The 24,745-nt window shown below is 56.1% G+C and carries 17 protein-coding genes and 1 pseudogene; 12 read left to right on the plus strand and 6 right to left on the minus strand.

The annotated features are described in order from the left end of the window. Positions 1–2: 2 nt before the first annotated feature. From queC to AC1D06_RS27405, 4 genes are read left to right on the plus strand one after another with little or no spacing between them, the layout of a single operon-like run. The gene (gene queC, locus AC1D06_RS27390) at positions 3–704 is read left to right on the plus strand and encodes a 7-cyano-7-deazaguanine synthase QueC (protein WP_477988955.1); all 702 of its coding nucleotides are present in this window, start codon (positions 3–5) and stop codon (positions 702–704) included. A gap of 14 nt (positions 705–718) precedes the next feature. After that, positions 719–1,282, plus strand: a complete 564-nt coding sequence (locus AC1D06_RS27395) for a VUT family protein (RefSeq protein ID WP_477988956.1) — start codon at positions 719–721, stop codon at positions 1,280–1,282. Next, positions 1,279–2,193 carry a hypothetical protein gene (locus AC1D06_RS27400; RefSeq protein ID WP_477988958.1) on the plus strand — a complete coding sequence of 305 codons (915 nt, stop codon included), beginning with the start codon at positions 1,279–1,281 and terminating at the stop codon, positions 2,191–2,193. The genes AC1D06_RS27395 and AC1D06_RS27400 overlap by 4 nt, the downstream gene beginning before the upstream one ends. Positions 2,194–2,215: 22 nt before the next feature. Then, the gene (locus tag AC1D06_RS27405; RefSeq protein WP_477988979.1) at positions 2,216–2,983 is read left to right on the plus strand and encodes an HAD family hydrolase; all 768 of its coding nucleotides are present in this window, start codon (positions 2,216–2,218) and stop codon (positions 2,981–2,983) included. A 170-nt stretch (positions 2,984–3,153) separates the two neighbouring features. On the opposite strand, the gene AC1D06_RS27410 is transcribed toward AC1D06_RS27405, so the two are convergent. Next, positions 3,154–4,350, minus strand: coding sequence for a DNA sulfur modification protein DndB (locus tag AC1D06_RS27410; protein ID WP_477988960.1), 1,197 nt, complete (start codon positions 4,348–4,350; stop codon positions 3,154–3,156). A gap of 397 nt (positions 4,351–4,747) precedes the next feature. Between AC1D06_RS27410 and AC1D06_RS27415 the strand changes: the two genes are divergently transcribed. Next, positions 4,748–7,054, plus strand: a complete 2,307-nt coding sequence (locus AC1D06_RS27415) for a hypothetical protein (RefSeq protein ID WP_477988962.1) — start codon at positions 4,748–4,750, stop codon at positions 7,052–7,054. Then, complete coding sequence (locus AC1D06_RS27420) at positions 7,051–13,371, plus strand: AAA domain-containing protein (RefSeq protein WP_477988964.1); 6,321 nt, start codon at positions 7,051–7,053, stop codon at positions 13,369–13,371. The genes AC1D06_RS27415 and AC1D06_RS27420 overlap by 4 nt, the downstream gene beginning before the upstream one ends. A 19-nt stretch (positions 13,372–13,390) precedes the next feature. Here AC1D06_RS27420 and AC1D06_RS27425 read toward each other — a convergent pair whose 3' ends face one another. Genes AC1D06_RS27425 through AC1D06_RS27440 form a run of 4 tightly spaced genes read right to left on the minus strand, consistent with a single transcriptional unit; the run spans position 13,391 to position 20,587 of the window. Next, a complete protein-coding gene (locus tag AC1D06_RS27425) occupies positions 13,391–14,068 on the minus strand; it encodes a hypothetical protein (protein ID WP_477988966.1) in 678 nt (225 codons plus the stop codon). Further along, positions 14,065–17,325 carry a hypothetical protein gene (locus AC1D06_RS27430; protein WP_477988967.1) on the minus strand — a complete coding sequence of 1,087 codons (3,261 nt, stop codon included), beginning with the start codon at positions 17,323–17,325 and terminating at the stop codon, positions 14,065–14,067. The genes AC1D06_RS27425 and AC1D06_RS27430 overlap by 4 nt, the downstream gene beginning before the upstream one ends. Continuing rightward, positions 17,325–18,221 carry a hypothetical protein gene (locus AC1D06_RS27435; RefSeq protein WP_477988968.1) on the minus strand — a complete coding sequence of 299 codons (897 nt, stop codon included), beginning with the start codon at positions 18,219–18,221 and terminating at the stop codon, positions 17,325–17,327. Before AC1D06_RS27435 ends, AC1D06_RS27430 begins: the two co-directional genes overlap by 1 nt. Beyond that, positions 18,218–20,587: a DEAD/DEAH box helicase gene (locus AC1D06_RS27440; RefSeq protein ID WP_477988970.1), complete on the minus strand. Its 2,370-nt coding sequence runs from the start codon at positions 20,585–20,587 to the stop codon at positions 18,218–18,220. The genes AC1D06_RS27435 and AC1D06_RS27440 overlap by 4 nt, the downstream gene beginning before the upstream one ends. Before the next feature lie 453 nt (positions 20,588–21,040). Between AC1D06_RS27440 and AC1D06_RS27445 the strand changes: the two genes are divergently transcribed. The 6 genes from AC1D06_RS27445 (at position 21,041) to AC1D06_RS27470 (ending at position 24,484) form a co-directional block, all read left to right on the plus strand. Beyond that, a complete protein-coding gene (locus tag AC1D06_RS27445) occupies positions 21,041–21,589 on the plus strand; it encodes a hypothetical protein (protein WP_477988972.1) in 549 nt (182 codons plus the stop codon). 29 nt (positions 21,590–21,618) lie between these two features. After that, positions 21,619–21,942, plus strand: coding sequence for a hypothetical protein (locus tag AC1D06_RS27450; RefSeq protein ID WP_477988973.1), 324 nt, complete (start codon positions 21,619–21,621; stop codon positions 21,940–21,942). Positions 21,943–22,116: 174 nt separating this feature from the next. Further along, the gene (locus AC1D06_RS27455) at positions 22,117–22,530 is read left to right on the plus strand and encodes a hypothetical protein (RefSeq protein ID WP_477988974.1); all 414 of its coding nucleotides are present in this window, start codon (positions 22,117–22,119) and stop codon (positions 22,528–22,530) included. Further along, entirely contained in the window at positions 22,527–22,832 is a 306-nt protein-coding gene (locus tag AC1D06_RS27460; protein ID WP_477988975.1) for a hypothetical protein, read from the plus strand. Before AC1D06_RS27455 ends, AC1D06_RS27460 begins: the two co-directional genes overlap by 4 nt. A 236-nt stretch (positions 22,833–23,068) precedes the next feature. Further along, positions 23,069–24,118, plus strand: a complete 1,050-nt coding sequence (locus tag AC1D06_RS27465) for an AbiJ-NTD4 domain-containing protein (RefSeq protein ID WP_477988976.1) — start codon at positions 23,069–23,071, stop codon at positions 24,116–24,118. A 9-nt stretch (positions 24,119–24,127) separates the two neighbouring features. Beyond that, positions 24,128–24,484 (plus strand): hypothetical protein, encoded by a 357-nt coding sequence (locus AC1D06_RS27470; protein ID WP_477988978.1) that lies wholly within the window; start codon positions 24,128–24,130, stop codon positions 24,482–24,484. A gap of 95 nt (positions 24,485–24,579) precedes the next feature. Here AC1D06_RS27470 and AC1D06_RS27475 read toward each other — a convergent pair. After that, a pseudogene (locus tag AC1D06_RS27475) lies at positions 24,580–24,745 on the minus strand (IS3 family transposase); the annotation flags it as partial.

Here is a 24,745-nt window from a genome sequence, read left to right on the forward strand (position 1 = left end):
CAATGTCGACGACTGCGCTGGTACTATTTTCGGGCGGCCAAGATTCAACGACCTGCTTGGCCTGGGCGCTCAACCGCTTCGAACGCGTGGAGACCGTTGGTTTCGATTATGGTCAACGCCATCGGATCGAACTCGAATGCCGAGACACGTTGCGCGCGAGAATGACCGCGCTCGATCCTGTATGGGCAGATCGTCTTGGAGATGATCACACGATATCGCTCGCCGCGCTCGGTGAGATTTCGGATACGGCGCTGACCAGCGGCATGCAGATCGAGATGTCCAAATCCGGCCTTCCAAACACGTTCGTGCCGGGCCGCAACTTGATATTTCTGACGTTTGCGGCGGCCTTGGCCTATCGGCGCGGCGTAAAGCATATCGTCGGGGGAATGTGCGAGACGGATTATTCCGGCTATCCCGACTGCCGTGACGATACGATCAAGGCCCTCCAAGTCGCCCTCAACATCGGAATGGAAAAACGGTTCGTCCTCGACACGCCGTTGATGTGGATCGACAAAGCGCAAACCTGGCAACTGGCCAAGGATTTAGGCGGCCCGCCGCTGGTGGATATCATCGTGAAAGATAGCCACACGTGCTATCTCGGCGTGCGGGGCGAGTTTCATGATTGGGGTTATGGCTGTGGCACATGCCCGGCCTGTGAGCTGCGGGCAAAAGGCTACGAAAAATTCGTCGCCGAAGAAGTGTGACAAGGAGAGGCGGGATGACGACGCGCAACAGGCAGTGGATTGAGGGCGGGATCTTTCTGGCTGGCTTTGCCGCCTGCATCCCACTCGCCAATTATATGATCGATCATGTCGGCACGGTTTGTGTGCCAGAGGGACCCTGCCTCATCCCTGTCGGCTTCGGCTTGACGGCACCGAGCGGGGTCCTGCTGGTCGGGCTTGCGCTTGTTTTACGCGATCTGGTTCAACGCCGCCTTGGGCTCTTGTGGGCGATCGGCGCGATTATCGTCGGCGCGTTCCTGTCGACGACCTTCACTGCACCGACCTTGGCCTTGGCCTCTGCCAGCGCTTTCTTAGCCTCGGAAATTGTCGATCTGTTCGTATTCACACCACTGCAGAAGAAAGGCTTGGTCAAAGCAGCGTTCGTTAGCAGCATCGCCGGTCTCATCGTCGACAGCGTGATGTTCTTGTGGTTGGCATTCGGTTCGCTGGACTTCCTCGCCGGGCAAGTTGTTGGGAAGGCCATCATGGCGATAGCGGCGCTCCCGGTGCTGTTTTGGATTCGTAACCGTGACCAACGACTGGGATTGATTGCGGCATGACAACGAAGGTAGAGGAACTTGGCATCTTTCGGGCTATCTGGCAGTCCCTTACAGATGTCGAAATTTCGTTCTTCCCTCGGGTAGAAAACGACAAAGGCGAGCTCATTGCGCTCGATGCTCAACTCGCCATCACAAGGATGGCCAACGAGATAAAACTCCTATCTCCGACCCTGAAGAAAGACGATCTCGACGATGCGATGAAACTGGCTCGCCAGTCGCTCGACGAGGTGACGTCGCAAACCGAGTATCAGGATGGGAAAGCGACAAGGCTTCTTACCATACTGACATTTATGTCAGCCTTTTCCGGTCTACTCTTCAATCGCCTAGCTGACGGCTATCCTATTGCGCACCTCTCCTGGACGGACGCTTCAAGCACCACAGTCAGCCTGTTTGTCATCATCTGCTATGTCGTATTCGCCATATTCACCCTTTTGGCGGTCTCGGGCGCGCTGGTGACCTTCCACGCCATTCGCGCAAGGTTTCGCTATCCTAAAGAGGCGGCTGAGGACTTACGCCCGAAATCACTACTATTCTACATGTCGATCTCTCGGACTCAGCCGGACCGATGGGGGAAGGCTTTCTTAGATCCTTTAGATTCATCAAAGCTCAAAGGCGACCTCAAAGTCGATTATTTGCGGAACTATATAATCGAGTCCTATCTTGTCGCGGCGAAAGTTGCAGACAAAATGCGATTTTTAGAGCCTGCCCAGCGCCTGCAATCCTGGGCGATCAAGGCGTTGCTACTGTGGCTTGTGCTCATTGCCGGTGCATTTGCCTTTGTACCGGCGGTAAAAAAGGAGTCTAATCCCATGATTCGCGCGATCGTCACTCCGACGTCAAGCACATGTATCATTGGTGGCACAGATGGTTTCGCAGAGGCGTCTGGAAAACGGTGCAATAAAACTCGCTAGCCCACGTGGCTCCGGGCCTTTGGTGCTGATCGACGCAGACAATACACTCTGGGATACGGACGGCGTGTTTGCCGAGGCTCAGTTGCGGATACTGGACGCGGTCGAAAAAGAGGTGAAGCTAACCGCTTCGACCGATGATCGTCTCGCCTTCGTTCGGGGCTTCGATCAAGATATTGCTGAACAACACCACCTCGGGCTCCGATATCCGCCTCGTTTGCTGATCGATGCCTTGGCTTATGGATTGCGGGGCGTACCTCTGAGGGAAGCCGTCCGCCGGGCTTGGAACGATGCTGCATACTCTGGAATAGAGCGTCAGATTGTCTCAGAAATTGAACACGATTTCCTAGAAGATATTTCAAAACAACCCAAACTGCTCAAGGGCGTCATGACTGGTTTGCGCGAGCTCGCCTCGATTGGCGCAACTATGGTCGTTTTCACCGAAGGGAGCCGGCGCAGAATTTTGCGTAGCGTGGAATATCACCAACTCAATGCTTATATTGATCGCGTTTTTGAGGCCCCAAAGACGGAAAGAATGTTCGCTCGTGTTAAGACTTTGACCAAGCCAAAACAGTCCATCTATGTCATTGGCGATCAACTCACTCGCGACATTGACCCTGCAAATAAGGCTGGTATCCAGAGCATCTTTGTTCCCGGCAAATTTCAGCCAAAGTGGGAAATTGAAGCCAAAGTTCAGCCAACCTTCCGCGCACAGTCTTTCGATGCCGCTACCGCCTTTCTCGTCAGTCGGGAGAATGACACCCCGCAGGACAGCAGCCACGATCGCCTGTGAACGTCGTCAGGAAGCCGGATCATCTAGCGCAACGAGAAGCAGTTTTATGCGATCTATTGCGGCCTCCTCAGGATGATGCTTGTTGTCGTAACGTGCGCTATGACATCTGCTCCGACCACGGAAATGGGACGGCCGTGGCGGCCCCCTCAGTTGTTGATCGTTCAACGGACTTAATTCGGATCCTGAAGTGCAGCGCTGACGATACCGCCGTCTCCAGCGGCAAGACCGCCCATACTCAGGATATAACCAGCAGTAGCTTTGATACCGGGGCCGGTGTTATTTACGCGGTCACCGATCATCGCAACACCGTGCCAATGCCCTCCCTTGTTCCAGTCAACAGCTCGCAGGCAATGTGCCAAGCCCTCCGACCAATCGTCGCGTTCGTCCTTAATAAGAGCGGCGGCAACTGTCGCGATCGCCTGCCAGCCTAGGCCGAAAGCGAAGACATATCCTGCCGTGCCGTTGGCTGGGTCCCCTTCTCGCAGTTGGCGAGCCGAGACCTTGCCTTTCATCAGCAGGTCCCACTCTGGGATATTGTCGATGACGACCTCCCAGACGTCGCGGAGCTTCTTCGCTACAATACCAACGCGTTCATCAGCCGGATCGACTTGCCGAAGATCGGTAATGTCGCTTTTCTCCTTATATTTCGACCCGTAAAGCGCCTCCAAAAGAATATGGTGAGCCTGCACCAAAGTCCCCATCGTAATGACATCAGGAGACTTTTTAGCTAGGGAATTCGAAAGTTCGTTCACACGCTTTTCGAATAGCGGCACATCCCTCATGATCCGCTTGGTGAGGACAACGACCGGATCGCGGCTTTCGAAAGCATAGCCCATTGATTGAGAAACCGGCTTCGCGTTAAGATTGAGGTCGCTGAAATGCTGTCGCAACTTCTCCTTGTTAACGTAGGGCAAGAGGACGACAGGAACTTCTTGAGATGTCATCCTACCGCGGTCTTGTTTGACCGCGTTGATGATTGCCGCCGCACGGTGTTGTCCGTCTGCTGGGAACATATCGACACTTTCGTCAATTTCGAGCATGCCGATTTTGCCATCTGCGGCGGTCGGAATAAACTTGTAGTCCGAGCCTTCCCTAAGAGGCTTTCCGGTTGAAGGAACAAGGATCAGTGCCAGGGATGAAAAGAAGGCGTCATCGCTATTGAGAAGATAGGGGACAATTTCATTGGTCACGCGCGTCTTGGCGAGTTTTCGCTGCGCCTCCTGTCCGCCCTTTCCGCCAAACACGTGATCCCAGTCGGTATTTTCCGGAAGTTTCACATATTTTGAAATCGCCGAAAACGACAAGCTTCCCAACCAGTATTCGGTCGAGAGCGTCTTTCCCTTAACGACGGGAATCTGAATCGCCATGATATCGGGGTTCCTTCACTGACTCACATTTTGCGGACCGAGTACAGGGGCCCTGGTGCTGGGCCTCTCTCGTTGTCCGATCACTCCAACTATCGCTACGCATTTTGGGCGACCGGCCCTCTTATATTTATAACCGGCATTCTTTCCGTCGAACACCGGTTCATCCAAGAATCGAACCGGATCACTTGTGTGGTCGACCGGTATATTCGTGCGTAGTCCCTATAACAATAAACTAATCGCTGACGCAGGGATACTTCTTGCATTTTACGATATACCACTGACAGTTGTTTTCCCATCTTGCTAGACGTTCAACCGGCAACAAAATCAAACGCTTGCGCTCCACCGTTCTCACCGTCATCGTCTGACTCGAACTTCGAATCGCAAGCACGGGTTGAGAATGGCAAAGGGTTTCAGCGCAACAACTGTCAAATCTTGGTTCCAGTACCGATGCGAGCGGAAGGTCCGATATGAATTGTCGAGCGACGAGGAACTCGCCAGCATCCCAGTTGTCAAAGACGTAAGGGAGCAGTCGTGGGCGATCCTCGGCAAAAAATTTGAAGATGGTATTGTCGATGCCCTGGGTGCTTTGGTCCTGAAGCCTAGACGGGATGAAAGAGCCCTGTCAGAGAGCCTCACCGCGGCATTTTTGAAGGGACAACGACCAGAGCGGTATGCGGCGCAGGTGAACCTATTTCCGCGGAACACCCCTCCGTTCCTTCAAGACAGCGGTCTTTTCCTCAATCGCAATATCGCTGACCTGCTTCGCATAAATCCATCGGCGTCGCGGCCGGGGTCAAGCGAACTGACGATCATCGACATCAAAGCCACACGTCGCGCCACGCCTTTTCACAAAGCTCAGGTCGCATTTTACGTTCGGGTGCTGGAAGAAGTCATTCGCGAAATGAACCATCCAAACCTCATGGTAAGCGATCAAGGCGAGATATGGCGCATTGCAGATCACGCGACGGCAGAATCGACGGAATATGACGTCGATCGTTTTGCGCTTACACCCTATCTTCGGCTTGTTGATGACTTTTGCGCCAATGTCCTCCCCGACATCGCGAGAAAGAAGCTGGGGGATGGCATCGATGAGACGTTTTTCCACATTTATTTCAAATGCGAACAGTGCAGTTTTCTAGAGCACTGTCGGCGGTCTATCGGACCCGAGCGGGTCCGGTCCTCCCGTGACGTGTCGGCTGTCGCCGGCCTGACGCATGAAGCCAAGCGCACACTCAACAAACGCGGCGTCTTCAATGTAGGACAATTAGCATCGGCGGAAGGGCTCGGAAGGATGCCAGGTCTGAGCTGGTCGCTCAGCAAGCGTGCACCACTGCTGGTGACCAGAGCAAAATCACTGGCTGCCGAGGCGATTCTGCGAACCGAGGACGAACATACCTACTTGATGCCGRCAAAGATTGATTGTGCGCTTCTCATCAGCGTCGATCACGATCCCGTCGATGACCGCATTGCTGCCTTGGGCTACGCCCGGATCGAGAACGGTAAGCCTGTCCGGCCACCTTCCATCGTCGTGCCAAAAACAGGTATTTTGGACGACGAACGCGACGCCCTTATCGTCGTGCTCAGCGAACTCATAATGGATCTGGGCCAGATCGACGATCACAACTTGGCGATCGACGAAGGCCGCAGCCAGGCCGAACCTCTTTTCGCACACATTTTCCTCTACGAACCATCCGAAGCGATCAATCTACAGGCGGCAATTGGCCGCCACCTCGACAGCGATGCGATCAGAAATGGCCTTCTGCACTTGGTGCGTCTGTTCCCCCCCGAAGACGTTGTCCCAGAACCCGAGTTTCGGGGCATGCATCATCTTCCGGCAACCGCTCTGCGAAGTGTCATTGAGCAGCTGTTTGCACTTCCCGTCGCGGTCGCCTACGACCTTCGCCAAGTTAGCCAAGCCGTTCTGGGACCCGGCGCGAATGCATATAGACCTAGTGCCGAGTTCGAACGACCGTTTTCCTCCCTTTTGTCTATCGAGGTCATCCGCGGATTGCGGGAAAACGCCGCCAAAGCGCAGTCTCGTGAGAGCATTGCAAAGGACGTCGATGCGCGATTGATAGCGATGCAGGGATTAATCTCTTGGCTTGTCGAAGAGAACCACAGTGCTACTGAGAAAGGAATTCCATTGCTCCGCTTAGCGAAGCGCCCCTTTCGCTTTCAGGCGAGTTTCGACCCTCTAAATGCGATCGACTTGGACATTTTGCTGGCATGCGAACTCCTTGAAAACCGCGCCGGTCTTCTAGAATCCCTCGTCAACCTAGCAAAACCATTTCAACGTCGGCGCGACGCCGGTCGCAGTTTGGCGAAGATCAGCCGGGACAGGGACTTCAAGGGCAGCCAATGGGGGAGCCGCCGGTTCATTTTCAAAGTACCCAGCGAAAGTCGCGAGGCGGAACTGTCCTCGGGCGATATGGATCTCATACTGCATGATGATACCCCAGACCTTCGCCTTAATCCGTCGCTGTGGCAGGACATTGCCTGCCGGATCGTTGATCTCGATCCACCTCTTCCCTCGAATCAAATCTGCGTTGAGGTCCGGAAGCAAGTTCTCGACAGCCTTACCTTTCAGGCGCTCCTAGATCGCACCGCAGACGATGGCTGGTTTATCGATAGGGCGTTTTTCGACGTGAACAGCCAGCGTGCCGCATCCTTCATCAGCTATCTCGGACGGGAACTCTCGGCATGACCATCCGCAACCAGATTCTCGAATTCCTACGGGACCCTTCGGCTTTTGGCGATTTGTCTGACGATCCTGATGTCTGGCGCGAGGCCTTAAACGACTTTGCAGTCCCTGGTCTGGCCCGTCATCACGACCATCCGCTGACATCGGCGCAGATTTCCGCTTGGCTCGGTTTGGCGAAGCAACGCGCTGGCCTGATCTTGGGGCCGCCGGGGACGGGCAAGACGCATCTTCTGGCCTGGCTGATCCTCGGCTACATTCAGGCACGAAGGCGCCGAGAAATGCGCGCTCGTGTCTTCGTTACCGCCTTCACGCGCAATGCGATCGGCAATGTCATCGACAGCGTGGCTCGAGGAAGTGCGCGCCACTGCGCGGGACTCTTCCAGACGCATTTTCTTGGAACCGCGCCGTCGAACGGCCTTGACCCTCTCATTCAACATAGGGCGATCCCGGGTAGAAAAGGTGCAGAAGCCGCGCTCGCTGACCTGGACCAGGAGGCAGTGGTGGCGGGCGGGTCGGTCTGGTCGCTTTACCGACTTCTTGGAGAAAGTGGCGCGGGCGACGGCTTCACCTCGGATCTGTTTGATCTTGTCTGCGTCGATGAAGCGTCGCAGATGGTTGTCTCTCATGGCCTGATGGCAATGGGGGGTCTTCGCGAAGGCGGTCGCCTTATCATCGCCGGAGACGATCGACAACTGCCGCCGATCCGGGCCGGCAGAGAAATCTCAATGGGAGAACGTCAATTGGGCGGCTCCCTCTACGCCCTCCTTAAATCGGCTGGCCTTCCTGAATATGCGCTAGACGAGACGTTCCGGCTCAATCAGCCGCTGGCGTCATTCCCCGAGAAGAAATTCTATCCTGGAGTCTACCGTTCATCGAATCCGGACAGTCGGTTGGCGCTGGTTTCGAACTGGAGGGATAGCCTGGAGTCTTGGGAAGAAGCCGTTCTCGATCCGGACTACCCAGTTACTGTCCTCCTATACGAGGGACCAACAGCGGCAACATCCAATCCATTTGAGGCACGAATTGTTGCCGGCTTGGCAGCAAAACTCGCAGATCGGATAGATGGAGCCAAGGATGACAAGGGCGTTTCGAGCGCCTTTTGGTCATCAAACCTCGCGATCTGCAGCCCCCATCGCGCCCAGAATTCGACAATCCGCAATCTACTGAGAGCCGACTTGCGCTCTAACGCGTTCGTAGAAACCGTTGATCGGATCCAAGGCAAGGAACGGGATGTCGTCCTGTTTTCATATTGCGTTGCTGATAGCGAGTTCGCTACGGCGGAGGCCGACTTCATCTTCTCATCGGAGCGTCTGAATGTCGGAATTACCCGGGCGAAGACGAAGCTGGTCGTCCTCATTAGCAAAAGTCTTCTACAGGCCGTACCGCATGACCAAGAGCAAGTAGACAAGGCGGAAATTCTGCGCGAGTTCGTTTTCGATACGACACCGGTCGCGCGGTTGCGCTTCGGAGAAGATGGAGGTTCAGCAGCGATTGTCGAGGTTCGACGCCGTGGCTTCATGCCGGAAAGCCCACTCGCTGCCCTCGACGATGTTCAAGCCAACGTTGGTGAGGAGCCTGTCCTTTCAGTAGAACTTTCACGCTTGCTGGAAGCGATAACCCGGGTTTCGCTGCGCTCAAAATATTCCTCCGCTACYGAGACAGAGTTGAAGGCGGCGCTTGCAACGCGCGAGAGCCTAATGCCCGGCCTCTCCCAACTCCATACCTTAGGGTTTGCTGAACTCCGCCAGCAACGCGGACCGCGGACCCCGTTTTGGACAGCGCGACCGATCGATCCTCGCCAACCGAAGCTCTCCGTCGACTATGCTGCGGTTGTGAAGGCACTGCCGAACGTCATCCGCGAATGCCGAAAAGGTGCGTTGGCGCCGCTATATGAGATTGTTCGCCAAAGTTTCGCATGGATCGATGATACCGGGCGTGATCGATTAAAGCCAACGATCGATCGGCTCGCAGACGAGGGACACGTGGTTTATGGCACGGTCAGCCATGGTCTGACGGTCGAATGGCCACAAACCGACGATCAGGCCGTCGATGAGCCTCTCGATGATCCGCCTGATCTCTCGGACGCCGACTTCGAGGCGTTGAATACGCTAGAAACGTTGGAGGCGGGCCGCATCAATTTTGGCGTTGTCGAAGGGTGGTCGTCGACGGCTATGCTGGCCGAGCAAATGGGCAAGCCTCGGTCGCAGGTCGCAGAAGCTGTGTCACGTCTATTGGCAAACGGATGGCTTATGGTTGCCGCCGATGGGCGTATTCGCAGTCGGATGGCAGAACTCGCGCGGGAAATCCGTTACGTCAAACAGCGTTTTGCCAAAGGCGATGCGACGAGGCGTCCCTATCTGGTTCGCAGTTTGAAAGTCGAATTGCGCGATCGAAACAAGCCGCGGCAGACGGAAGCGATTGCCGACGTCTTCCCGCCACTTACGTCAACGGCGTCGCCGCAATATGCAGCCTCTCTCCAAGCGCTCGAACAAGCGCTTGCGGGCCTATGGGGATGCAGGGCAAAGCTTGCCGGATTTCAGCGTCGCAGCCTTGAGACGATCACGAGCGCTTGGCAGGGGCGATCTGACTTCGAGACGTGCGTAATCGCCGCCGATACCGGCTCAGGCAAGACGGAAGCAGCGATCCTCCCGTTGATCTCGGCTGCTGGCGCCGACGCCTTGAGTGGCATCCGTGGAACGCGGGCAATTCTAGCCTATCCCCGAATTAGACTGGCCACCAACCAAGCGCAGCGATTGGTGCGCTATCTGGCACTTTACTCTGCGCAAGACGGCATGCCGGTTTTGAGCGCCGGCTTGCAGTTGGGTGGGGTGCCGGAGGATTTTTCGCAGCTTAAGGAATGGGATCTGGACGCTGGCTGGAAAGAACTTGGTGCCGGTCATTTCCTATTTCCGTTCTTCAAGTGCCCAGAGTGTGGAAAGAACCTTCATCTGCATGCCGGGCGCGGCCATCAAGGACTTGATCGTCTCGTCTGCGTCGAATGTGAATTCGAATATAACGGCTGGGTAGGCTCGAAAGTGCAATTGCGGACAAATCCACCGGCCTTTTTTCTACCGACCACGGACTCGTTGCACCAGTGGATGCAGGATCCAAGAGCAGGACGGATCTTCGGCGACGACACGCATTTTGCGCCGCCCAGGGCTCTGGTGGCCGACGAAATCCATTTGTATTCGCATATTCATGGCGCCCAGGTCGGTTATACCTTTCGCAGGCTGGCCGCGCGGGTTCAGCGGCCGAAATCGTCACCAATGCTGATGATTGGGATGAGTGCGACTTTGGGCGATCCTGCGAAGGTCTGGGGCGATCTAATTGGGAGAGAGACGGCAGAACTGATTGCCCCTTCTGATGAGGAAAAGGAGGTCAATCCACGCGGTCGCGAATACTTCTACTTCGTCCAGCCTGAGGTCGAATCCCGCGGACACGACGTAGCCGGCGCATCGACATCGATCCAGACGATCATGTGCCTATCACACGGCATGCGTAGACGGACGGGAAAGCATGGTGGATTTCGAAGCCTTGTCTTTCTTGACTCGATCGATAAGCTACGCCGCCTGCACAGCGCCTTCATGGATGCGGAAGATAACAGTCTGCCATCGTTGCGGACTTCTCGCTACGACAACGAGCCGGTCTCGGGTGCAGAGCGGGCAGCTTGCTGTCGCGAACCATATGGATGCGACGCGTTCCGCAATGGCGAGTGCTGGCATTTCGCGGCGACGGATCAGGCGCAATGGACCGCGAGAGGACCTCGGCGCTTGGATGGCCCGCTTGCGGTTGCTCGCCAACCGATCCACGCAGGGGCGAAGGGGGCTGTCGAGGAGACAATCAAGACCGCCGATATCCTTTTTGCCACCTCGTCGCTTGAGGTTGGCTACGATGACCCCGATATCACGATGGTCTACCAGCACTATGCGCCATCCAGTCTTGCTAGTTTCATCCAACGCAAGGGTCGCGGCGGACGCGGTTCGGACGACCGCCCCGTCACTGGGGTAACCCTGTCGATCTATTCTAGCCGGGACTCCTGGTGGTTTCGCCAGCCAAGGACGATGCTGGAGCCCAGAGCACTTCACACACCGCTCAACCCCTTGAACTATTTCGTGCGCAGAGGGCAGATCGTTGCAACGATGCTGGACGCCTTTGCTATCTACGAACGGGCCAGCGGCGGTTCTATTTCCTATCTTCGACCTGCGAATGACGCCATCCGACAAGCAGAAACGCTCGTCGAAGCTGCATTCGGACCAGAACCATGGCTGCAGTTCGAAGCGAACAGTGCTCGTCATTTCTGGGACAAGGTGATCGGAAACATGCATGAGGTCGGACGCATACGGTTCGCGAAAGAGTTTCGCGAGCAGTGCGACTGGATTCCAAGCGTCCTTTTTGAGACCGGTGACGGGCCGCAGTTGAGGCTCTTCACCGACGGAAAACCCGTGGGCGAGCGCCATGATATCTCCCTCGCCATGCAGTCGCTTGCGCCTGGAAATGGGACCCGCAGATACGATGGGATGGATGTATTCTGGCGACCTCCCGTTGAAGGTACAGAACCGTGGTTCGACGCCGCGGATTATCATCCGGATACGCTAACCTCTCTACCCGACGCTGCTCATTATCTGCCAGACGACGTATCTTCGACGCTGCCCGGCTTACAGCCATTATACATGCGTCCAAGGCAGATCACTTTGCGTCGCCTCGGAAAAATGCGAGGGGCCTCATGGCGCTCCGAGTGGATTATGCAGGGAGGTGCGGTGGCAACTGCCTCGGATGGCGCGCCGATTGCTACGCGTGTGGAACATGGCGCGCGCGGATCTCTTCGCGGATTTCCAATCCTCAAGACCGACCCGACCAAAAGATCGACGTTCGGAGGAAAAGTTCTCTCGCCATGGATCGAGCAGATGGACGCCCACCTTGGCAGCAGCACGAGTAAGGCCGCAACCGGCATCGCGGTTGCGAAAGTCTTCTGGGGCGCCGACGCCGAGGTACGCGTGGCCGATCCGAAGACAACGCCCTTGTCGATTACTCAGTTTTTTACAGTGCCGGGGAAAACGGAGCCTGTCTTACATGGCTTCCATATTCATCCGGAGGGAGTAACTTTCAGGCTTAACAACGACACTCTCGAGAAGACGATCGATCAAACTCTGAGTGAATTTAATACCGATACAGCATTGCTCCGCTGGCACGGATCTCAGATGGCCCGCTACATGATCGAAAGCCGGGCGCTGTCGTTTGGTGTCAATGCTTACCAGGCCAATCGTGCCGCCGAATTGATTTTCAGTGCCGTTGCATCTGACAAGCTTCGCAAGGAATTGTCCGCACTCCTGAAATTCTGGTCACCGAGAGATCTTTCGGTCGTTTTCGAGAACATCCGTGCAGAGATTTTGAGCGAGCATCCGCTGCTGACGGCGGATCGAGTGGCGGAAGTCGCCGCGGCCATGGGTGACAAGAGGTTCCAGCCGCTCCTTGCACAATCGATCAGTGCGGTGAGCGACCAGGCCTTGCTGAGACGATACCTCAAGAGTTGCGTAGTTCACAGTATGGCGATCCGGTTGAAAGAGGCTTTTGCCAGAGCGAGTGGCGGTGACCCTGATCAGTTGATGTTTCACACGCGGTTGCCGGTCCAGTTTATCGCAGCCGAGAAAGCAGAGATCACCGTCTGCGAGCTTGCGTCCCACGGGGACGGAACGACCCGTTCGTTCGTCGAAAACAGCGGAGACTTCGAAGAACTCTGGCGGACGGGTCTCATCCATGAGTGCCCTAACGCAGATGCAGATTCGATCGTCGACCAGTTCTTTGAGCGCCAAGTAAACCATTTAGAATGGCGCGATGCCGATCGGGCTGACAAACAAGTGCTTTCGGCCATTGCAGCAGCCATCGGGGTGCATGACGGCCCGATGCCGCCGACTGTTCAACGCATGCTGTTCGACCAGGAGATCATCGGCTCGGAGGTTTTCGCAATCTATGACGTCGCGATGGCAGTTCGAGCTCAAGAGATGGCGCTGCGGCAGACATTTGGACGCTTCCCGTCCATGTGGGAATTGGCCAGTTACGTCGTCCAAGCGGCGGTTGGAGACCGCTCCAGCGTTACCGGCCGTCTGTTAAGCGCTTACGAGCAAGTCGAAGATGCCACGATGGAGGGCAGTCTAAGCCCTACCAGTCGGCTGGCCGACCAGGTATTGAGACTGGGAATGAAAATGTGCGTCGATGGATGCAGGGCATGCGTTCATCAGTCCAGCGACCTAATGGGTGATTCCCTGGTTCAGTCTTTGACGAGCCGCTCATTACTCAGCCGTTTTGTCTGTTTGGAGGAATGATGCTGCGCCAAACCCGCGGCTATCGTGCGAAAACCGCCATTTGCTCGAGCGCGTCGTGCTCGCGAAGCCAGGAATAGACTGACGGGGTTACGGAACTCAGGGTTGCTTTGCCTGCAGCAAGCTTGGTCAGAAAATCGTCAACCTCACCGTTCTTCGTCATACTTGCCTTTTCAGCCTCGAGGTTGGAACGATCGTTGGAAAGAGACGCGATCTCGGCCGGCAGGTCGGCCATGGATAGCGCTGTTGAGCGATCGGCGCGTCCCGCAAGCGCCACCATCTCCCTGCCGATCTCGAGCGTATCTCCAAATCTCTGCAACAAGGTGCCGACAATGGCAATTGGTTTGTAATCGTTGGTGACTACTGTACGCCATTGATAGCGGATCGATCTCTCGGCAGCAGAAATCGCAGTTTTAAAGTCGTCATAGCTGCGTCCCGCAAGGTCGAGCGTAGTTTCGTCGGCAGCCCCACACAGCTGTCGTCCGGCATCAAGCGCTGCCTCTTTCATCTCTGAAAAGTTCTCGTCGTAGAAGTCGATGAGCGCAGCAACTTTACCAACGACAGTGAATCTAGCCGTAACGTTCGAGAAATCGCTGAGCTTGGCGTTTACTCGATCGAGTTGCGCACCGATCCTCTGTCGCTCCACCGCCGCCGGTATCGATGGCAGCAATTGTTCCAACTCCTCAAGCGCGTCGCTCATAGGGGTTCTGCCTTTTGATCGTTGCTGAGATCAACCAGGGCACCGCCCATCGCGCGAATATCGGTAAGTGAGGCTGCCCCCGCCTTGGCATTCAACTTATCGCGGACGTGCTCCAGCAGTTCACCGATGACGGTTTCACCGAGGGACGCCAGGTCCTTGAATTGTGCCAGATCGCGTGACGGCGCCTCAGCCGCACCTTTGAGCGAAATCACCTTGCCGGCTTCCTTTAGATCACTGACCTCTGCTATGAACCTCTGCACGGTATAGACCGCGTCGGATTCGATCACAGATTTAGTGCGGTTAAACATCGCCTTCCATTGCCGAACCTGGTCGGGGCTTGCCCCTGGCACAGATACCGAAACTGTGTCGATCGCCCTATCAACGCGTTCAATATGGTCGCGCAGGGCAGAACCTCGCCGCATTTCCGCCAGTCCCTCGACCTGGCTGGTCAGGCGTTCCCGTTCATATCGGAGAATATTTTGAAGCGAACCTTTGACGCTGGTGACGATATCTTTTGCGGTTTCAAGAAGAGCAACGCTTGAATCACTCACCGGAAGCGGCGCAAAGCGCAGGGTGACGCGAAACAATTCCAAGGGGCCCGCAATCCTTGAGACATCCGCCAGGCCGAATGACTTCGCCTCCCCTTGCGGGATCGAGATTATATCTCGAAGAGATGCACGCAACTGCCTATGCTGCTGGTTCGTTTTGCTGAGGTATTCGCGCCATTGCAATGACCGTGTAGCAGGGTCGCTCTCTGCATCGTCCTCATCGGAAAGAATAACCTTCAGTTGGTCACTCAGCAGCATGTCGGGTGTCGCAGCGCCTCTGAGCCAAGCTCGTGCCAATAGAATTTGCGCATAGGTGACTGCCGGTTCCCAACGATTGCCATCGACGAGACCGAGCCGTTGGGTCGCATATCGGTCAATCTCAGGCTCCAATCGCCGGAGCAGAGCGGCCAGAGCGCGCCTGTGCGTTTCAGCCTCGCCGCTACTCAAGCCCTTGTCGAGTGTTAGGGCCTGGAGAGCTTCCAGACCCTGGAAAACCCATTCATCCTTACTTATCCAGAAGTAACTCCGCTGCGCCGGCGCCGTCCCTTCCAACTTCACTTGGGTCTCGGTGAACAGCCTTTTGAAAGTATCTCTATCTAGCGAAACGCTTCTCGGATCGACCGACTGGACTAGCCCGTGCACGAGCTTGTTCCACTCCAGCGGGCTTAAGAGTTCGCCTGTTTCTTTCCAGTGACGCAATTGATCACGAGCCTTTTGAAGCTCCGACTTGTTGAAGGTTGGCCGTTTGGAGGGTGGAGACGCAGGCCTGGAAATTGAAACTGAACTTTGGTTCAGAGCAGTGCTTCGCCGCTCAGCGTCGTTATCCGAGACGACGGGAGGTTTGGGCAGCAACGGTCCATTCTCGAGAACGGGCGTCTCTACGGGAGCCGGCTTCGCCTCTGTCGGCGGATCCCCGATCCAAGGCACGCCAAACGCCACGTAAATTGGCTTTACGATTCCCGCGAACGCTACCGATCCATCTTCCAGTTTAAGCGTCGACGATCGGTTACGGTCACCCCAATAGGAGATTAGCCGTGTAACCTGCCCGCGATCGCTGTCTGATGGCAGGCGTGCCTCAATCATCTGCTCGAGAATCCCCGAGAGATTGCGGCTGTCCGGAAGGAGGGCCCTACTTTCCAATCGTCGCGTCGGAAACTCCCCGGCCTCGATTGCGTCGGCCTGCTCCAAGACTGGGCTTATGATTGCCTGCAACATCCCGCGCGGGGTTTTCCAAGTTAGGCCATTGTCGCGCTCATTAAGCGCATCGAAGAGATTTCCGAGCGCCTTCCGCGTGAATGGGTAGAGGCCAACATCGTCGACGGCGCCGAAGGTCGAGTGACAGCCTACCTTCAATGGACAGTTCAAACAGGGATTCGGCGCGTTTGGTGAGGATTGCTCCTTCGTCAAATCTCGCCACTGCGCTAACGCGCCAGAGCCCGCCCGGGTCGCCGACAAATAACGGGCTGTGAATTCCAGCCGCGCCTCCTCCTCTCGGAGGGCCGCGACGTCCTGCAACTCCCCTTCCCGCTTGGAGAGACCCAGATTAAGTTCGTGCGTGATGCGGCCACGATAGTTGGCTGGTAGGTCAGCGTAGTAAGCTGGGGTAATGCCAACAACGGAGATTAGGGGACAAAGATCGGACTCTCCGTCGACCGCACGCGTGTCGGCATTGGTGACCAGGACATCGATCAGACTATTATCGATGCCTTCCCAACTCGTAATGTCTTCCAGAAGCAGCACGAGACGCTGGCCACGCTGGGCGAGAACGGTCCGGACCTCGCGGAATAGGTCCTTCAAGCCCTCGGCGGAAACCCCCAGCAGATGCTGGACGGCATCGTTTCGCCGCCTATTCAATGCCTCCAGGAGCTTTGCGCTGTATGGAACTTGGTGTCCGATCTCCCTTAGCAGTTCCTCAGGATCGTCCCAATCTTCTTGGCGATAGGCTTCAATCGTATGAACTTCGTCTCGGATTTTTCCAGCCAGTCGCTCCGCACCTGCTCCGACACCGGAACCACGCACACTGCGGGCCGCGTCCGCCAATGTGCATATGTCGAAGAGGTTGAAGACAGCGGATTGAGAGTTGCGCTCGGAATCTTCGGTTTCTCCCTTACCATCGAGGAGCCTAAGGATGCGTCCAGGACCAGTCCACTCGTTCTTGACCGTGAGGTTGTCGATCAACTGACCAGGCAGGTTTGCAGCACACCAATCGACATCCTCGAGAGGCGGATCGTAGTATTTTGGGTCAAGCGCATTTGCGAGGTTGCTTAGGAAGTTTTTAGCCCGTCCCTCGACGGTTGCTCTTTGGCGCCTTCCAAGGCGATCAAAAAGCGATTTGAACTCCGCCGGTAGGCGGCTTTTCAGCTGATCGAGCGCGCCTTCAAGACTTCCGTCGGCCCGCTGGATCAGCAAAGTGACGTCTCGACCCTCAGGCCACTTCAGAGCCAGCCAGCGGATAAGATGTGATTTTCCGGATCCCGGTTCACCTTGAACGACACAGAAAGCGTGCTTGCGTGACGGAGCAGACAGCGTGTCTAGGACGGCAGCTTCGTCGGCCGACCGAATTTCGCCCTGATGACTCCCACGAACGTCAAAGCCCTTGATCGCACTGTGTGTAGCGAGAAAGATCGCCTCATGGTGTTCCAGAGCTTCGTTCGCGACGATGCTCGCGACTTCCTCTGCCCGCCAGCATGCCTTCATGGGTATGTTCATCACTTAGCGCTTCCTCGCACGGTAACGGCGTGAAAAGCTCCGACTCGGTGCGCGATATCGCCGGTCAAGCTGTAATAGCTTTGGCGGTCGCCAAGGATTTTCAGTTCGATTACGCCAGCGTCATGAAGATCCCGAAGCGCGGAACTGAAAACCGGCGACAGACGTCTATCCTCCGGGGTGATGCGGTTGTTTCTCGCACTCTCATGAAACATCTTGCCGCCATCGAGATAGGGGCCCGAATTCCGAATGCGAGACAGGAAGTCTTCGGCGGTCATTTCCACGTCGCGCGGCAGGTCGCCATTAGCGATCTCGCGAGCAATCCTTTTGGTTGCCGACACGTGAAACCGTGACGAACCGGATAACGGCAACTCCTCCATTAGCCCCAAGAATACGAGCCAGCGACGCCAACTCGCAAGCTTTGACGTGTTCATCCGCCGATCGCCATCGTCATCACTTCCGTCTGGAAGTGCCTCGTTGATCGCGTCGGCCGTTTCGGAGGCGGACATCACCCTGAACCAATTGGCGTCGCCTTCCTGCTGGCAACGCGCGAGCACCCAGGCATAGGCTTCCAAGATGACTGCGTCTTTCTGATCGCTGTCGAGCGAACGCAAGCGCCTGTGGGACCAGTCGGAGAATGAGAAATAATTACTGGTGTCGCATTCGGGATTGAGTTCAAGCCCTTTGTTCACAAGAGTGAGCGCGCCTAGAGCTGTCGCCGCGCCCTGAACTTGCGCAAACGATTCCTTATCGTCGACCAGTTGATTGTTTTCGGTGAACGAGGGATTGAGCCAGCTAGCGGCTTCGGAACGATCGATGCGTCCGTCGCTAGCGGCCACGAGGCTGACTAGCGACCAGACCCGCTCCGGTGTGCCTTGCGTGCTGGACAAGATGCTCATGAGAATAGACCTGGCAAGCGATCGAGATGAGATTGGTCGTATGGTGCGCGCTTGGACATAACCTGATCAAGTCGCCTCCCCTGGACCTCCATGCTCGGATCAGCAACAAGAATCAGTTGCGTGAGCAGATTATCATCAACCCACTTTTTCGCCTGCCTGAAAAGCAGTTCTGAATTGTCGTCATGGCGACGGACGATGAGCGCGGTTGCCACGCGGGCGGGAGAAACGGCATGACGGCCGATAATGCTCTGATGCTCCAAAACAAATCCGTACTCGACGGCCGTGTCCTTGATGGCCACCGCAATGGAAGGGGCAAAATCGGAGGCAATGATGAATTGCTCGACGCCGACGCCCGCCAGTTTGATAGCGATATCGTACGCGCTACCATTAATTTGCGGATCATCCGGCGCAACAATGGTAATGCCGCGTGGGATGCCTAGTGCCGGGGCCAATGCCGTAGTCCAGACGCCCTCGACGGAGTGATCGTGGGGTTTCTCTGGCGCTGAGATTCGCTGGGCTCTGCAATGCGGGCATCGACCGCACTCTTCGATCAGATCGACGTCAGACTCCTGCAAGAGCGAGAAAACACCTTGGAGGACGCAGGTTTTCTCAGGACGGCGCATGATAGCACTGAATTCGCGAACGCTCCGGGTCGCTTCATCCTGTTCTCGAGCACGGACCTCGAAAACCTCATCCCACGCGGCCGAAGCACCTTCTTCCAAAAGACGAAGATCTGCCAACTCGATTTGCCAACGTTCCTTCGAGGTGCCCGGTTCGCAAGCGACGATCTGGATCGCCCCGGCCCTTTGAAGAAGGTTCAGCAAGCTCATATTCCAAATGCGGTTATAGTCTGAACTGCGGGTGCTGCGGCTGTTCTCCGGTAGAGCGTTGAGGTCGACTGAAAAGCCCAACTTCTCCGCATTCCATGCAACATCTGTCCGGCTGCGGTAAAGGCTCGCCCATCTCGGTTCTGCCTTCTTGCGGGTAAGCCAGGAACCTGAAGCTTGCGAAAACGCTGATCTGACGTCGTCCAGAGCTTGGCCGTCGGTATCCGTGAATAGCGCAATTGCCAAGCCTTGATGGCCGTCTCGCGCCGCGCGACCGATCTCCTGGTAGTATCGGGACGGGCTGTCCGGGAGACAGGCATGAATGACGGTTCGTACGTTCGACTTGTCGACGCCCATACCGAATGCAGAGGTGGCGACAACAAAATCGATGTCAGCCTTTGCCCAGTCTTGGACAATCGCTTCCCTCTCCTCGCCGGCGGTCTCTCCGGTGAACAGGGCAATGCGGCGATAGCCCCGCCGTCTCTGACGTTCGAAGATTGCCTCTGCCGATGTCAGATTTTCGGTGAAGCGATCAGCTTCGTCGCGTTCAGCCGCGACAGTCGCATAGACAATGAGGGGCCTCGGCGCCCGATCGATCAGGTAATCGAGTTCGATCTCCCGGCCCTGAGCAGTCGGGAAAGACTTGATTGCAATGTCGAACTCTCGGCGTGGCTTGCGGGCGTCGATCTCCGACCATTCCCCCGTCGTCCCGTAAGCGGACCGCAAGACATGGCGCGCTGCTGGGGGAAGCGTTGCTGAGAGGATTAGTGTCTTTAGTCGAGGCTGTCGCTTCTTAAGATCGGCGACAAGTGAAGGAAGCCGCTGGAAGTCGGGCCTGAAAGTGCGCCCCCAACTCTCAATGATATGAGCTTCGTCGATAACAATGGTCGTTAGCCGACCGTCAAGCGGAGCCAGTTTGTCGTCCAGCGACGATGCCGCATCAAGCAAATCGTGCTGGGCAACACCGAGCGCCAGTTCCGGCGACATCAAGAGAACAGGCACTTCTCCCCGACGAAACGCGTTCAAAGTATCTTGTCGGTTATTTTTCTCGTCGGAGGTAGTGGCGCCAACGAGAGCGCGTGTATTTTCCAAACCGGGCATACCGGTGAGAGTCCGCTGATGGTCAAGCGCCAACGATACAGTTGGAGTAATAACAAGAACGCATGAACCTGGGTGGCGGCGACGCTGCTCCAATGCTTCGAGTTGAAAAATAAGACTTTTACCCGCCCCGGTAGGCATGCAAACCATAAGCCCCGCGGCATCTGGCATCGTTAGAAGGTGTCGGACGGCGGACTTTTGCGTGATTGATCGATAGCCGACGTAATTCGTGTGTCGAAGCAAGATTGCGTCAGCGGCCAATCTCTCATCGATTGCCCGCGGCTGGGAATCAAGATCATTAAGTGCCCTAAACGGGCCAGCGCTTTCTGACCAGGACTCGTCGGTCAGACGAACGACGGAGCCGGTAATATCCAGGCCGAAGCGAAATGCCTCCCGCTCCTCGAAGTCAAACTCGTGGATTTCAGTTGAGCGAAGGTCCATGCGGCCGCCGTTAAGGCGCACGAGTGTGCGCAACATCGCCAATCTGTCGCACCCCTTCGACTGGTGGATTGCTTGTAGACAAGCGCGTTGTGAATTTCCGATCCAATCAGGCGACGCCAAAATAGTATCCCAAAGGTTATTTCGAATAATCTTCGTTGCAAGCCGGTGGCTAAGTTTGACAGGGATTCTGCTGAGCCGCCTCTGCCTCTTCACTACAATACCTGCAATCTTTGAGCGCAAAGGCGGCCGAAGTCAAATCGCATTCTTTGCACTGGAAGTGCTGACCTTCTTATCTCACAGTTCAAGCACAGTCTAAGCTAGTATTCGAAATTCTCGCCGGGCAACCCTTACAATTCTTTGCCGCGTTCTTCATCGAGCGTTTCTGTGCGGTCCAACCGATTGTGGGCGACTGGAAGTTCTGACCAACAGACTGTGGTGCGACAGGTAAAAGCCATGAAAGCCATGCTCCCCGACACGATCACCAAGGCCTTCATCGCGAGCGCCGACCGAGATGCTTTTAACGGCTCGACCGCATCGACTCTCGTTTCAATTGGCGAAAGCGAGGCGGCTTTACGCCAGATCCTCTCGGACCTTGTCCAGCAAGGTGATATAACAGCAGTTTTCAGCAGCCAAGTGGTCAATATGCATCTCCCTCCCCGACAAGCAAAATCGACACGGCCGAGGCTCCGCTGTGCGCTTGAGCGCCCGCACCACCCGCATCGATTTTTGCTTGCCCCCTCCCTCTCCGCTGTTCCGCACGAACTCGCGAAGCAGCACTGCGGGCCTGCTTCGCGAAATCAACAAGGAGAGACTAAAATGACCACCATTCAGACCATCCCTTTGAAGAAGCTGGCGCTTTCCACGGCCAACGTACGCCAAGGCGTTCTGCGAACGTCGCCTATCATCTACGATCGCGCCGAACACTTTCGACGCAGCGGGCGGCATTTCCTCATGACCAGCAGCTTTGGCGATCTGTTTGAATGTCACTACCATATCGGGTAGGCTCTTCTCATTCAGGGAAAGGATCGACGATGGCGCTGTTCAAACTGCCTCTTTCAGGGAATGTGACTCAGTGGATCAACCCGATGACCTGGTTCATGAGTGGTAACCAGGTCAACGTCTATATGGGTGATTCCAGCGCCCCTGAGGTTGAAGCTGAAATCCTCGACCGCGTCGGCACCTACGGAAAGCAGCTGGGACAAATCGGGGATGTCCTGATTGTGCTCCTGAAGCACCTTCCCGATCGCGAAAAACTTTCCGAGACAGAGCGCACCGCCATCGAGGCTTTCGAGAAGATGGCCGATGAGATTGCGGACGTCAAACACCGGCATAAGCGACATGCCATGAGGCCCTGAGCGGCCTTTTCGAGCGCGTGCTTGTCATGCGTTGTCGTATGTCGCTATCTTGGAGCTCCGGGCATCTGCCCCGGCGCCGGTCGACTTTCCGCATGAGCGCGCTTTAGGCGACCTCTTTGAAGGAAGCTACAACGTAGTGTAGTGTCCTTTATCATATATAGGAGGGAGCGCTGTATGTTGGATTTTTCATCGCCGCAAGCCGTGGCTGCTCTTGTTGGAGGTACGGTGGCGGCGGTCACAGCAGTGTTGACTGTTATCGTTACGGTTTCCGTGGCCGAACGTAAGCTTAGGCGCGATTTCAGATTGGATTTTGCGGCTGAGAAGGCGGCGAACAATCTTTTACGCACAAGATGGAGACTTCGATCATTTGACCTTATTAAGGTCCATCTCGGCGGGTTCTCCGATGACGAACTTAGAAAAATTCTTGTGAGGGCTGGTGCAGTGCGTTTCAGTTCCAAATCGGGCATTGAGCTTTGGGGCTTGCTAGATCGGACACGCGATTTGCTCGGGCTTCATCGTGTTCCTTGGGATCCAGAGAATCGGCCTGAGGAGTGGGATGTGGTTCAGAAGGAGCAAGCGCGACAATGAACCAGATTATCCGCCTCGACGAAACGGAGCTACCGGAGGCCGTCGTCGCCTTACCGGATGCCGGGCGCGTCCGCTTTCTGGAATTCTTCACGGCGCAAATCCGAAATCCGAACACCCGCAAAGTCTATGCCCGCGCGGCCGGGGATTTTCTGACCTGGTGCGCCGGCCGGGGCGTCACTGCCCTCCCCGCCATCCAGCCTATGCATGTGGCGGCCCGGATTGAGGAGCTGGGCCGCCACATGCGGTGCCTATCGTCAAGCTACGCCTGGCGGCCATCCGGCACCTGTTTGATTGGATGGTGACGGACCATGTCATACCCACCAACCCGGCCCATTCGGTGCGCGGGCCATCCTACTCCACCAAAAAGGGGAAAACGCCTGTGTTGACCCCGCAGGAGGCACTCCAGTTGTTCGGCAGCATTCCGGCCGACACTTGGCCGGGAAACGTGGCCGGGCGGCTGATTGGGTTAATGACCACAACCCAGCTCTACGACCGCCGCAGCGATGAGGTGGAGCGAATTTTGATATAAAGTGCCACCATGCTTACAGACATTTTTGCCACTCGCTATGAAGAACGGGTTATCTGGACAGGCTTTTCCGAGAAGGAACGGCGGTTTAACGTTCAGATGGCGAAACTCATTACCGAGCAACTCTTTCCCTATTGGGTTGGTGGCAACGAAAACTCCGATGCCAAGGCCTCTCTAACGGCCGTGCATGATAGGGTTGCCATGGAGTTGGGTCTTGATGCGCTCAGCCCCAGGTCAGCGGTTTATAACCGCACCGTGAACGGCGCGCAGATACCGACCACCTACACGTGGAAAATGGATCGGATTATCAAGAATTTCCTTACCTACGACTACAACGAAAATCTTGACGCTGACGTGTTCATGAAACGTCGGTTGAGCCTCGTCGAACTCGCGTTCCGCACCAAGGGCTATCAAGTCGAGCGGGATAACCAGACTCTCGACGCCCGGATGGTGGAAGCTGACAAGCCTCGCCCTTACAGCAGCGGAATCCGTTTGCCGGGCAAGGCCAGCGATGCTGTGAAAGCACGGAATTGGCAGCTCAACCAGGCCTTCAACCGAGACATGGACGAGCTGAGCGCCCGCCTGCAGCAGGCCAAATTTGGCATGAACTACCACAACGGCTTTCTCCAGTTTTCGGAAGATGCCTTGGTGGCGCAACAGGTTGAAAAACCGTTTTGGGCTTTGGTCGGTGATCCGGTTTGGTCCAACGTGGATACCGATATGAAGGAAGCCGTTGACCGCCGTGACACCCAGGGCCGCGACCCGGCCTTCTACGCGGTGCGGGCCTTGGAAAGCACCATCAAAATCATCTCGGATACCAAGAAGTGGACCACCGGGAACGAAAGAGGTGCCGCCAACTACATCGACAACCTGGGAAAGAAAGCGAATGCCTTCCTCGAAACCTGGGAGGGCGACGCGTTGAAAGCTTTGTTCAGCAAAGTGCGAAATCCTCTAGGGCACGGCCCCGGAGCGGCGCCCATGCCGACCTTCACGCCGAGTCAGACGGATTGGATCATTGAGACGAGCATGAGTTGGATAAAGTCCCTCATCAGCCGAAGGTAGAGCGTTGCGATGAATGGATGGGTTGTCACGTGGGTGGGCATTGGCGGGGGCGTCGACCCGAAAAAAGTCGTGGCGGTTTTCAATTACCGCTATCGCAGCAGCACCATCCGGGACCAGATTGAACAACTTTGTATGATCCTGGCGCCTCATACCGATGAGGACAARCTGCGGTATGCCAAGAGCGCCAAGTCCAACCCCTATCCGTCCAAAGCAGATGTCTTTGGCTGTATCACTTGTGGGGATAACCCTTGGCTGTATGCTCGCCAGGTCAGCGACATTCGGCCTGACGGAAACGGCAGCTTAACGTGGGTCGAGYCGGATATTGAGAAGATGGAAAACGCTCGCCGCCGTCTGTTGGGTGATTAGAAGCTTGCCTGGTAAGCTCCGACATCCGCGACACGCTTACCCATCGCCCCCCGGCCAGTTCGTACCTGGGCACTACCTGACCTGCCACTGAACTTTCATCCAGTGGCGATTAGAGCCTCGGCGGTTCTGGATACGCCACTTGGCGCGGTGGTAGCAACCGGCGGAAACGCGAAGCTTTCATCTTGCGCAGCGTTGGAGCCGGTTGCGGCGAGGGTCCCGGCGTAATCCGCCGGGGTCAGATATCCGAGCGATGAGTGTGGC

Source organism: Rhizobium sp. P2_G2 (assembly GCF_056403555.1).